The following is an 11,245-nucleotide window of genomic DNA, read 5'->3' as shown; positions in this document are numbered from 1 at the left end:
CAGGGCGGGGGAGGGGAGGGAGGGTTTTGGTCGGCGTTTGGCGGGCTTGTTACTGTGCTCCCGTACGCTGGCGGGTCCTGCGGGCGGATGCCGTCGTCACCCTTACGGGCCGGGGGCATCGATGATCTGGAGTTTCGCCGATCCGCCGGCCGGGCGCGCCCGTGTGGTGGCCGTTCCGTGACGCGGATGTACGGCGGCCCGGGGTTCGGGGGAGCGCTGCTCAACCGCTTCCAGCACCCGGCGCAGGTGATCGTCGGCGCGTTCGGCCTGGTCGCGGCCGTGGGCACGGTGCTGCTCTCGCTGCCCGTCGCGACCGCCACCGGCAGGCGGGCGGACCTGCTGGAGGCGGTGTTCACGGCCACGTCGGCGGTGTGCGTGACCGGGCTGGTCATCGTGGACACCGGCACGCACTGGTCGGTCTTCGGCGAGGTGGTGATCGCCGGGCTCGTGCAGGTGGGCGGGCTGGGGATCATGACGCTGGCGACGCTCTTCGCCGTCCTGGTGTCCGGCCGGCTGGGGTTGCGGGCGAGCCTGCTGGCCCAGGCGGAGACCCGGGCGATCAGCATGATCGACCTGCGCAGGGTCGTCCGCAAGGTCGTTGTGTTCAGCCTGGTGTCCGAACTGGTCACCGCGGCGGTGCTGGCCGCGCGTTTCATGGCCGGGTACGGCGAGCCGCCTGGCCGGGCGGCGTACCTGGGGGCGTTCCACGCGGTCGCGGCGTTCAACAACTCGGGGTTCGCGCTGTGGCCGGACAGCCTGGTGAGGTTCGCCTCGGATCCGTGGATCTGCGTGACGATCGCGGTCGCCGTGATCGTCGGCGGGCTGGGGTTCCCGGTCTGGTTCGAGCTGCTCCGGTTCTGGCGCCGGCCCAGGAGGTGGTCGGTCCTGACCCGGCTCACGCTCGGGGTGTCGGCCGTGCTGATCGTGTTCGGCACGCTGGTGTTCCTGGTGACCGAGTGGTCGAACCCGAAGACGCTCGGCCCGCTCTCGGAGCCCGCCAAGCTGCTGGCCGCGTTCTTCACCGGCGTCATGCCGCGCAGCGCGGGCTTCAACAGCATCGACATCACGCAGATGTACCCGTCGAGCTGGCTGGCCACCGATGTGCTGATGTTCATCGGCGGCGGCAGCGCGAGCACCGGCGGCGGCATCAAGGTGACCACGTTCGGGCTGCTGGCGTTCGTCCTGTGGGCCGAGCTGCGCGGCGAGAGCAGGGTGAACGTCGGGCGCCGCCGGATCCCCGAGGCGATCCAGCGCCAGGCGCTGGCGATCATGCTGATGAGCGTGGGGCTGGTCGCGGTGTCGACGTACGCGCTGCTCGCGCTGACGCCGCATAGCCTGGACAAGGTGTTGTTCGAGGCGGTGTCGGCGTTCGGCACGGCCGGCATGTCCACCGGAATCACCGCCGACCTGCCACCGGCCGGGCACGTGCTGATCCTGGTGCTGATGTTCGTGGGCCGCGTGGGCCCGCTGACCCTGGGGTCGGCGCTGGCGTTGCGCGAGCGCACCACCCGTTACGAGCTGCCCGAGGAGCGACCCATCGTTGGCTGAGTACAGTAGGGACAGTCCCGTGGTGGTCATCGGCCTGGGCCGGTTCGGCACCTCGCTCGCGGTGGAGCTGGTCCGCAGGGGCACCGAGGTGCTGGCCATCGACAACCGCCCCAAGGTGGTGCAGAACCTTTCGGGCACCCTGACGCACGTGGTGACCGCGGACTCCACCGACATCGAGGCGCTCCGCCAGCTCGGCGTGCCCGACTTCTACCAGGCCGTCGTCGCGATCGGCGGCGACCTGGAGGCGAGCATCCTGACGGCGTCCCTCCTGGTGGAGCTGGAGATAGAGAACATCTGGGCCAAGGCGGTCAGCCGCCAGCACGCGCGGATCCTGGAGCAGATCGGCGTCGGGCACGTCGTGCAGCCCGAGCACGACATGGGGGAGCGCGTGGCCCACCTGGTCACCGGCCGGATGCTCGACTACATCGAGGTGGACGACAACTTCGCCCTGGTCAAGACCCTGCCGCCGAAGGAGCTGGTCGGGGTGCCCCTCGGGGAGTGCAAGCTGCGCACCAAGCACGGCGTGACGGTGGTGGGCGTCAAGAGCCAGGGCCAGGAGTTCACCTACGCCACGGCCTCGACCGTCCTGATGTACGGGGACGTCATCATCGTGTCGGGCACGATCGAGAAGGTGGAACGCTTCGCCGAACTGACCTGACCCCGAGCGCCCCGGCCGACCCCACCGAGGCCAGGCGCGTCGGACCTGGCCGGTCAGCCCGCGTCGGACCTGGCCGGTCAGCCGACGACGGCGAGGGCGTCGATCTCCACGAGCATCTCCTCGCGGGGCAGCCCGGTGAAGATGGTGGTGCGGCCGGGCAGCACGCCGCTCGGGCAGTGCTCGGTGACGAACGCGCCGTAGATCTCGTTCATGGCCGCGAAGTGCTCACGTGTCGTGAGGTAGACGCGGAACATCAGCACGTCCTCGACGGTCGCGCCGCCCGCTTCCAGGATGGCCTTGACGTTCCTCAGGGTGCGCAGGGTCTGGCCGCGTACGTCGCCCGGGTGGAGGAACTCCGACGTGTGCGGGTCCTGCGGTCCCTGGCCGGAGACCTGGAGGAGTACGCCCTTGCGGACGCCCTGGGAGAACACCGGCATGGGCGCGGGGGCGTCCGTGGTGCTGACGGCGGTCTTGTCACTCATCACGTCTCCGCGGATCGGTTCCGTATTTCCGCCGCCGAGCCTACCGGGGGCGCTGTACGGTCGCGCCGGGCGGCCGTTCAGCCTGTGGACGGCTTCGGCTGCCAGGGCGGACGGCGGGTTCCGGTCGCGGTGGGATGGCGTTGACCGGAGCCGGTTAGAAAAGATAGAAACTAGCGCAAATTACGCAAATATCGCGTAGCCGATATCGAGGAGGCTCTTGGTGCCCATCGACACCACCGCTGTCGCCGCCCTGCGCGAAGAGCCTCTCGACTGGAGGTTCAAGGCCGCGCCGCTCCGCACGCCCGGCGGCGCCGGCACCGTCGGGGAGTACCTGTCCGGCCGCCCGACGCTGGCGGACTTCGGCACGCCGCTGCTCACCCTCGAACGCCGCGCCGTCGACCACAACGTCGCCACCATGGCCGCCTACACCGAGGCCGCGGGCGCGTCCCTGGCCCCGCACGGCAAGACCACCATGGCCCCCGCGCTCTGGATGCGCCAGCTCGCCGCCGGGGCGTGGGGCATCACGCTCGCGAACCTGCCGCAGCTCCGCGTCGCGCGTTCCTTCCGGGTGAGCCGCCTGATGCTCGTGACCAGCCTGCTCGACCCGGCCGGGCTGGCGTGGCTGGGCGCCCAGCTCGACGACGACCCCGGCTTCTCGTTCACCTGCTGGGCGGACTCGGTGCGGTCCGTCGAGATCATGGACTCCGCCCTGCGCGCGGCGGGCACCGGCCGGCCGGTGGACGTGTGCGTCGAGCTGGGCGCGCCCGGCGGCCGTACGGGCGTGCGCGACGAGGACGAGGCGGTCGCCATCGCGGGCGCGGTGCGGGCCGCGCCCACGCTGCGGCTCGCGGGCGTAGCCGGATACGAGGGCACCCTCGGCCACGACGCCTCCGCGACGAGCCTCACGGCGGTGGACGCCTTCCTCAAGCGGATGGCCGCCCTGTACGACCACCTGGAGTACGAGGTCGACGAGCCGATCGTCACCGCGGGCGGCAGCGCGTACTTCGACCAGGTGGTGGACGTGCTCGGCGACGCCGGCCCGCGCCTGGTGCTGCGCTCCGGCGCGTACATCGTGCACGACGACGGCTTCTACCGCGCGGTCTCCCCGCTGGTCAGGGGCGCGGGGCCGGTGCCGTTCCGGTCGGCGATGCACGCCTGGGCCCGGGTGGTGTCCCGCCCCGAGCCGGGGCTCGCGCTGCTCGACGCCGGCAAGCGCGACCTCCCCTTCGACGAGGGGCTGCCCGAACCGCAGATCGTGCGCGGCAGGAACGGGCCGATGCTCGCCGGCGCGCGCGTCACGGCGCTCAGCGACCAGCTCACGTTCCTGGCCCTGGACCCGGGTTCCGACCTCGGCTGCGGCGACGTGGTCCGCCTCGGGCTGTCCCACCCGTGCACGGCGTTCGACAAGTGGGCCATGATCCCTGTGGTGGACGACGTGGACGCCGATGACCCCGAGGTGGTCGACATGGTCCGGACGTACTTCTGATGACGGTTACGGTCCTGCGGGGGGCCACGGTCGTCGACGGCTCGGGCGCGGCGTCGTACGTCGCCGACGTGACGCTCGCCGACGGGCGAATCGCCGAGATCGCGCCGCGCGCCACGAGCGGCCCCGGAGGGCGCGCGGCGGGCGACGGCGTGCGGGTCATCGACGCGGACGGGCTCGCGCTCGCCCCCGGTTTCGTCGACATGCACGCCCACTCCGACCTGGCCCTGCTCGCCGACCCCGGCCATCTGGCCAAGGTCGCCCAGGGCGTCACCTGCGAGGTGCTCGGGCAGGACGGGCTGTCGTACGCGCCCGTCGACGACACCACGCTCGCGCAGATCCGCCGGCAGATCACCGGGTGGAACGGCGACCCCGACGGGTTCGACTGGGACTGGCGCTCGGTCGGGGAGTACCTGTCCCGGCTCGACCGGGGCATCGCCGTCAACGCCTGCTACCTGGTGCCGCAGGGCACGGTGCGCATGCTCGCCATGGGCTGGGACGCGCGCCCGGCCACCGCCGCCGAGCTGGACCGGCAGAAGTCGCTGGTCGCCACCGCCATGACCGAGGGCGCGGTCGGCATGTCCAGCGGCCTCACCTACACCCCCGGCATGTACGCCCCGGCCGGGGAACTGGTCGAGCTGTGCCGGGTCGTCGCCCGCCTCGGCGGCTTCTACGCCCCGCACCACCGCTCGTACGGCGCCGGGGCCCTTGAGGCGTACGCCGAGATGGTCGAGGTGTCGCGCGCGTCGGGATGCCCGCTGCACCTGTCGCACGCGACGATGAACTTCCCCATCAACGCCGGGCGCGCCGGTGAGCTGCTGAGCCTGCTCGACGCCGCCATCGGCGACGGCTGCGACATCACGCTCGACAGCTACCCCTACCGGCCCGGGTCCACGACGCTCGCCGCGCTGCTGCCGGGCTGGGCGTCCGAGGGCGGGCCCGATCGCGCCCTGGCCCGCCTGGGCGACCCGGTGGAGGCCGAGCGCATCCGGCAGGTCATGGAGGAGGTCGGCTCGGACGGCTGCCACGGCGTGCCGGTCGACTGGGACAGTGTGGGCGTCTCGGGCACGCGCTCGCCCGAGCTGGGCTGGGCGACCGGCCGGACGATCGCCAGGCTCGCCGCCGACTCCGGGCGGGACCCCTTCGAGGTGTACCGCAGCCTGCTGGTCGAGGACGGGCTCGGCACCACGATCCTGCACCTGGTGGGCAACGAGGACAACCTGCGGGCGATCATGCGGCATCCCGCGCACACCGGCGGCAGCGACGGGCTGCTCACCGGCGCCAGGCCGCACCCACGCGCGTGGGGCACCTTCCCTCGCTACCTGGGCTACTACGTGCGCGACCAGGGCGTGCTCACGCTGGAGGAGTGCGTCGCCCACCTGACCGGCAACGCCGCCAGGCGGCTGAAGCTCGTCGAGCGGGGGCTGGTCCGGCCCGGGTACCACGCCGACCTGGTCCTGTTCGACCCGGCCACCGTCGGCGACGGGGCGACCTTCGCCGAGCCGCGCAGGCCGCCCACCGGCATCCCGTACGTGTTCGTCGGCGGGGTGGCCGTCATCGACGACGGCCGGCCCACGGGCGCGCTCCCCGGCAGGGCCCTGCGCCGCACCCCGGAGGGCACCCGCTGACGACCGGATCGGTGGGCTGATGACAGGCCCGCCGAACGGCCCGCCGCCGCCGCGGCTTCATTTGAGCGCTCAAGTAAACAGGTAGTCTGGGCGGGTGAGCGAGACGCGGTGGCTGGACGACGATGAGCAGCGGTCGTGGCGCACGTTCCTGTGGGCCTCGCAGCTCCTGCACGAGTCCCTGGACCGCCAGTTGCAGCGCGACTCCGGCATGCCGCACACCTACTACATGATCCTGGCGATGCTGTCGGAGGCGCCCGGCCGGTCGATGACCATGACCGAGCTGGCCCGGCGGGTGCGCTCGTCGGCCAGCCGGCTCTCCCACGCGGTGTCCAAGCTGGAGACCCTGGGCTGGGTGTGCCGGGGCAAGCGTCCCGGCGACGCGCGCACGACGGTGGCCACGCTCACCGACGAGGGCTTCGCCGCGCTCGCCGAGGCCGCGCCCGGCCATGTCGAGGAGGTGCGGCGCGTCCTGTTCGACCGGCTCACCCCCGAGCAGGCCGAGCAGTTGCGGGACATCTTCGAGGTCGTGCTGGCGAACCTGAACTCCACCGACGGCTGCTGACGGCCGATCCCCCGGACGGGCCGCCCTGGGCGCTCAGGGAAGGACGCGGCCGACCACCCGGGCGTACATGCGGCCGGGGCTCGGCACCGACGGCGGGGTGAGGAAGCCGGGGAGCATCGGCAGGTCGACCGCGAACGGCTGCAGCCGGTCGTAGAGCGCGTTGGCGTCGGAGGGGCGGTCCTCGGGCTGCTTGGCCAGCAGTTCCGCGATCAGCGCGTTCAGCTCCTCGGGCACGTCGGGCACCGGCGGCGGGCGCTCGTTGACCTGCTTCTCGAACACCGAGTACTCGGTCGGCCCGGCGAAGAGCTGGCGCCCGGTCAGCATCTCGTGCAGGACGCAGCCGAGCGCGTACAGGTCGCTGCGCGGCCCGGCGAGCCCGCGCTGGATCTGCTCGGGCGACATGTACGCGGGGGTGCCGAGGATCTGGCCGATGCGGGTGAACTGGGTGACGTCCGCCTCGCGCAGCATGGCGAGCCCGAAGTCGAGCACCTTGACGCTGCCGTCGGGACAGAGCATCAGGTTGGTCGGCTTGAGGTCGCGGTGGCAGATGGCGAGCGCGTGGGCGGCCGACAGCACCGCGCACGCCTGCGCGGCGATGGCGGCGGCCCACGGGACGGGCAGCGGGCCGTGCTCGCTGACCAGGTCGGCGACGGTGACACCGTCGATGAACTGCATGACCTGGAACAGGCGCCGGTCGAAGGTGCCGAAGTCGTACAGGATCGGGGCCCCGGCGTGTTCCAGCCGGGCCAGGATGCGCGCCTCGCGCATGAAGCGCTGTTCCAGCTCCTCGTCGTGCCCGCCGGGGAAGCGGAGGAACTTGACGGCGACCCTGCGGTCGAGGTGCTTGTCGTGGCCACCGTAGACGGCGCCCATGCCGCCCTGGCCGAGGGGAAGGTCGTCAAGCACGTACCGGTCGCCGATGACCATTCACCCCTCCTAATGATCTATCGGGGAAAATACACCCTCAGCCGCCGGGCCGCAGATGGCCGCCGGCATACCGCCGTCCACCGGCCACACCGCCGCCCGCCGCCCAGGGGATCGCGCGCCGGGCATCGGTGGCCGCCGTCAGGCCTCGGGACGGAGCCTGCCGCCGGCCAGCCCGTCAAAGCCTAGCCGGACCAGCGTCTCCCCCAGAGCCGTTGTCTCACGCAGGCCGTCCTCCAGGGCGAGGAGCTCGCGGAAGGCCCGGCCGTAGGCGCGCTGCTCGGACAGGGAGACCCTCGGGATCCGCACCCGGCGCGCGTCCACCCGGCTGGCGCCCGGATGCGACCGGTTCGTCCCCGCGGTTCCGGCGTACCTGAGGTACCCGGCCAGGAAGTCGGGGTCCATCCGCTCGGGGTCCACGCGGTAGAGATGGAGCTGGGGCCCGAGAACCGCGCCCCCCTCGGCGAGCGTGCGCGCGGCGCCGTCGGTGGCCGTGGTCGTCGCGACGACGTCCCCCGGTTCCAGGACGACGTGACCCGGGTCGGGGGTGGTGCGCCCGGAGGGCCGGCCGCCGGAGACGAGGTCGGCGGCCGTCAGCACCGGCAGGTCGCCCGCGTCGGTCGCCATCCTCGCCGGCCCCTGGTGGACGGTGACCAGCCCGGCCCTGACCAGCTCGCCGACCGACGCGCTCGGCAGGTCGCGCGCGCCGGTCAGCACGCCGATGGCGGGCAGCGCGCGCGGCAGCGAGGCCACCGAGGCGAGGAACCGGTCACGGACCCCGCCGAACCCCAGGTCGGCGTGCTCGTCGCCCGGGTGGGGGCGGTGCCGGGCCGGGCTGAGGTCCACCTCGTCGTCCAGCAGGTCGATGATGCGGACGGCGTGGGCGGCGCCGGGCGGCTCGGCCTCCGGGTCGGCCGCGAACGCCCGCCACGCGGCCTCGGCGGCCGGGACGCCGCCGTCGGCGTCCACCATCAGCACCAGCGACGGCGGACGCTCGCCGGCCTCGGGGCGGCGCAGCAGCCACAGGTCGGGGCCGCCGGCCGACAGCGTGATCACGGCCCGCAGGGCGCCGGCCCGCAGCAGGTTGCCCCGGATGCGCTTCCCGGGGCGGCGGCTCGCCGAGGCGGCGGGCATCAGGATGGCGACCAGGCCGCCGGGGCGCGCGTGGGCCAGGCAGTGCTGCACCCAGGCCAGCTCCGACTCGCCGCGCGGCGGCAGGCCGTACTCCCACCGGGGGTCGCCGGTCAGCTCCTCGTAGCCCCAGGCGCGCTCGTTGAACGGCGGGTCGCACACCACGACGTCGGCGCGCGCGCCGGGGAACCCGTCCAGGCGGAGCGCGTCGCCGGCGACGACCCGCGCGTCCGGGTCGCGCAGCAGCAGCCGTACGGCGGTGAGCAGCGCGCCGGTGTCGCCGGCCTCCTGCCCGAGCACCCGGGCGCCCGAGAAGGGCAGCAGCAGGGCGCCGACGCCGCACGACGGGTCGAGGACGGTGCGCACCCCGCCGGCCGGGTCCAGCTCGAAGCGGGCCAGCCGGGCCATCAGCTCGGCGACGTCGGGCCGGGTGACGGCGAGCTGCCGGGAGTGGGCCTCCACGTAGCGCTCGCAGAGCAGCTCGAAAGCGGCGAGCGGGCCCTGCTCGGCGGCCAGATCAGCGATCAGCCGGTACAGCCTGGTGTCGATGAGGTCCCAGTCGACCGGAACGGGAAGGTCGGACGTGGCGGCGGTGGCCGTCTGATGGAGTCCCTTGGCGAGCTCGGGGCCGCGCGTGACGCGCCGCCAGCCGCCAGGGTCGCGGCTCAGGTAGAGCAGGAACGCGCCCGCGCATCCCACCAGATCGCCGAGGCGTAAGTCGTCACCGGAGGCGCGCAGGCGCTGCCAGACGCGGTCACCCAACGACATCTCATACGATTTGCCATTGCGGCGCAGCCATTCCTCGATCTCGGGAAGGGAGAAGAGCGGGCTCGCGGCCGTGCCGCCCACGGGCTGGGGGAAGTCGTCGTAGCGGCGGCGCCAGTTGCTGACGGCGGCGCGACCGACATCGGCGAGCCGTGCGATGTCGCCCGCGTTCAACGTGGCATCGTGTCCCATTCGCGTCGCATCTCCCTGCTCACCCACGGGTCCGCCTCGCCTCCCACGGGTCAGATTAGTCCACCATGCCACTGCAATCCACAAATTATATGGTTGTGAAGTGTTTCAACCAATGATTTACTGAGACCATGTCGAACAACGCGTCGCTCACGCTGCGTTACGCGGCTCGCACCGACGTCGGTCTGCGCCGCCAGCAGAACGAAGACTCGGTGTACGCCGGTCCACGGCTCCTCGCGGTCGCCGACGGGATGGGCGGCCACAGCCACGGCGAGGTGGCCAGCGCCACCGTCATCGCCGCCCTGTCGGCCCTGGACAGCGACCCGCCCAGCGCCGACCTGCTGGGCGCGATGGAGACCGCGATCACCGACGCCGGGCGGCGGCTCAAGGACATGGCGGCCCGCGATCCCAAGCTCACCGGCATGGGCACCACCCTCACCGCCATGCTCTGGGACGGCACGCGCTTCGCCCTGGCCCACATCGGCGACTCCCGCGCCTACCTGCTGCGCGAGGGCTACCTGTACCAGATCACCCGCGACCACACCCTCGTGCAGTCGCTGGTCGACGACGGGCAGATGACCCCCGAGCAGGCCGCCGCGCACCCGCGCCGCTCCCTGCTGATGCGGGCGCTCGGCGGCAGCGGCTCGGTCGAGCCCGACCTGTCCATGCGCGAGGCGCGCGCGGGCGACCGCTACCTGATCTGCTCCGACGGGCTGAGCGGGGTCGTCGGGCCGCAGGCGCTGCACGAGACGCTCACCCAGATCAAGGACCTCGGCGCGTCCGCGCAGCGGATGATCGACCTGGCCAAGGACGCGGGCGGGCCCGACAACATCACCTGCGTCGTCGCCGAGGTGCTCGGCGGCTCCTGAGCCCCGCGAGGCCCACTGACCACCGGCGCCCGTCCGGGGACGAGACGCCCGGCGGATCCTGGGCGCGGGCGGTTGTTCAAAGCGGGAAGATCCGGGTAGCACGCACCCTCGTGCCCCTATCAGCCGTGATCGTGAACCCGACCAAGGTGTCCGAGCTGGACCGCCACCGCGCCGAGGTGACGGCCGAACTCGCGCGCCACGGCTGGGCCGAGCCCCTGTGGCTGGAGACGACCGCCGAGGACCCCGGAGTGGGCATGGCCAAGCAGGCCGTGTCCGAGGGCGCCGAGCTGGTCTTCGCCTCAGGCGGCGACGGCACCGTCCGGGCGTGCGCGGAGGGCCTGATGGGCACCCAGGTGCCGATGGCCATCCTGCCCGCCGGCACCGGCAACCTGCTGGCCCGCAACCTCAAGCTCCCCACCGCGCTGGAGGACGCCGTCCGCACCGGAGTGGAGGGCGAGACGCGGGCGCTCGACCTCGGGATGATCGACGGCCGTCCCTTCACCGTCATGGCCGGGATCGGCCTGGACGCCTCCATGGCGGACAGCACCAGCGACGGCGTCAAGGCCAAGATCGGCTGGCTCGCCTACGTGGGCGGGCTGGTGAAGCACCTCGGCGACCACCCCTTCCAGGTCACGCTCTGCCTGGACGGGCGCACGACGATCCGCAGGCGGGCGATGATGGTGCTCATCGGCAACGTCGGCCAGCTCCAGGGCGGCCTGCGCCTCCTGCCCGACGCCGAGCCCGACGACGGCCGCCTGGACATCCTCATCCTGGCCCCGCGCACCCCGATGGACTGGCTGCGCGTCGTCGGCCACGTCATGACCCGGTCCCAGCGCTACGACCGGCGCGCCGAGCGGTACACCGCCGAACGCGCCAAGATCGACGTCGAGCCGGCGGTCCTGCACGAGTGCGACGGCGACCCGATCGGCCTCGGCTCCTCCATGTCGATCGAGACCAGGCCGGGCGCGCTGCTGCTGCGCACGCCTCGCGAGAAGCGGGGCTGACC

General features: G+C 72.8%; 10 protein-coding genes. 7 read left to right on the top strand and 3 right to left on the bottom strand.

Annotation, left to right across the window (positions count from 1 at the left end; genetic code table 11):
* The first annotated feature begins 186 nt into the window (after positions 1–186).
* Together NYZ98_RS27185 and NYZ98_RS27180 are read left to right on the top strand one after the other, a co-directional pair.
* Positions 187–1,548: a TrkH family potassium uptake protein gene (locus NYZ98_RS27185; protein WP_262846378.1), complete on the top strand. Its 1,362-nt coding sequence runs from the start codon at positions 187–189 to the stop codon at positions 1,546–1,548.
* On the top strand, positions 1,541–2,206 hold the full coding sequence (locus NYZ98_RS27180) for a potassium channel family protein (protein WP_262846376.1): 666 nt from the start codon (positions 1,541–1,543) through the stop codon (positions 2,204–2,206). Before NYZ98_RS27185 ends, NYZ98_RS27180 begins: the two co-directional genes overlap by 8 nt.
* 77 nt (positions 2,207–2,283) lie before the next feature.
* Here NYZ98_RS27180 and NYZ98_RS27175 read toward each other — a convergent pair whose 3' ends face one another.
* Positions 2,284–2,688: a RidA family protein gene (locus tag NYZ98_RS27175; RefSeq protein ID WP_262846374.1), complete on the bottom strand. Its 405-nt coding sequence runs from the start codon at positions 2,686–2,688 to the stop codon at positions 2,284–2,286.
* Between the two features lie 220 nt (positions 2,689–2,908).
* On the opposite strand from NYZ98_RS27175, the gene NYZ98_RS27170 reads away from it, so the two are divergent.
* From NYZ98_RS27170 to NYZ98_RS27160, 3 genes are all read left to right on the top strand, one after another.
* Complete coding sequence (locus tag NYZ98_RS27170) at positions 2,909–4,174, top strand: alanine racemase (RefSeq protein ID WP_262846372.1); 1,266 nt, start codon at positions 2,909–2,911, stop codon at positions 4,172–4,174.
* Entirely contained in the window at positions 4,174–5,799 is a 1,626-nt protein-coding gene (locus NYZ98_RS27165; protein WP_262846370.1) for an N-acyl-D-amino-acid deacylase family protein, read from the top strand. Before NYZ98_RS27170 ends, NYZ98_RS27165 begins: the two co-directional genes overlap by 1 nt.
* Positions 5,800–5,893: 94 nt before the next feature.
* Positions 5,894–6,361 (top strand): MarR family winged helix-turn-helix transcriptional regulator, encoded by a 468-nt coding sequence (locus NYZ98_RS27160; RefSeq protein ID WP_262846368.1) that lies wholly within the window; start codon positions 5,894–5,896, stop codon positions 6,359–6,361.
* Positions 6,362–6,394: 33 nt separating this feature from the next.
* On the opposite strand, the gene NYZ98_RS27155 is transcribed toward NYZ98_RS27160, so the two are convergent.
* Together NYZ98_RS27155 and NYZ98_RS27150 are read right to left on the bottom strand one after the other, a co-directional pair.
* Positions 6,395–7,288: a serine/threonine-protein kinase gene (locus NYZ98_RS27155; RefSeq protein WP_262846366.1), complete on the bottom strand. Its 894-nt coding sequence runs from the start codon at positions 7,286–7,288 to the stop codon at positions 6,395–6,397.
* Between the two features lie 138 nt (positions 7,289–7,426).
* Entirely contained in the window at positions 7,427–9,373 is a 1,947-nt protein-coding gene (locus tag NYZ98_RS27150) for an N-6 DNA methylase (RefSeq protein WP_262846364.1), read from the bottom strand.
* A 128-nt stretch (positions 9,374–9,501) separates the two neighbouring features.
* On the opposite strand from NYZ98_RS27150, the gene NYZ98_RS27145 reads away from it, so the two are divergent.
* Together NYZ98_RS27145 and NYZ98_RS27140 are read left to right on the top strand one after the other, a co-directional pair.
* On the top strand, positions 9,502–10,239 hold the full coding sequence (locus NYZ98_RS27145; RefSeq protein WP_262846362.1) for a PP2C family protein-serine/threonine phosphatase: 738 nt from the start codon (positions 9,502–9,504) through the stop codon (positions 10,237–10,239).
* A gap of 131 nt (positions 10,240–10,370) precedes the next feature.
* Positions 10,371–11,243 (top strand): diacylglycerol/lipid kinase family protein, encoded by an 873-nt coding sequence (locus tag NYZ98_RS27140; protein ID WP_262846360.1) that lies wholly within the window; start codon positions 10,371–10,373, stop codon positions 11,241–11,243.
* The last annotated feature ends 2 nt before the right edge of the window (positions 11,244–11,245 follow it).

The sequence above is a fragment of the Sphaerisporangium corydalis genome, from assembly GCF_025506355.1.
Taxonomy (GTDB): Bacteria; Actinomycetota; Actinomycetes; order Streptosporangiales; family Streptosporangiaceae; genus Sphaerisporangium; species Sphaerisporangium corydalis.
Note: the sequence above shows the minus strand (reverse complement) of the source record. Positions and strands in the feature narration are given on the sequence as shown.

Coding starts and splice junctions, on each gene's coding strand:
- NYZ98_RS27185 (WP_262846378.1), top strand. CDS start 187: ATGTACGGCGGCCCGGGGTTCGGGGGAGCGCTGCTCAACCGCTTCCAG.
- NYZ98_RS27145 (WP_262846362.1), top strand. CDS start 9,502: ATGTCGAACAACGCGTCGCTCACGCTGCGTTACGCGGCTCGCACCGAC.
- NYZ98_RS27150 (WP_262846364.1), bottom strand. CDS start 9,373: ATGGGACACGATGCCACGTTGAACGCGGGCGACATCGCACGGCTCGCC.
- NYZ98_RS27175 (WP_262846374.1), bottom strand. CDS start 2,688: ATGAGTGACAAGACCGCCGTCAGCACCACGGACGCCCCCGCGCCCATG.
- NYZ98_RS27165 (WP_262846370.1), top strand. CDS start 4,174: ATGACGGTTACGGTCCTGCGGGGGGCCACGGTCGTCGACGGCTCGGGC.
- NYZ98_RS27155 (WP_262846366.1), bottom strand. CDS start 7,288: ATGGTCATCGGCGACCGGTACGTGCTTGACGACCTTCCCCTCGGCCAG.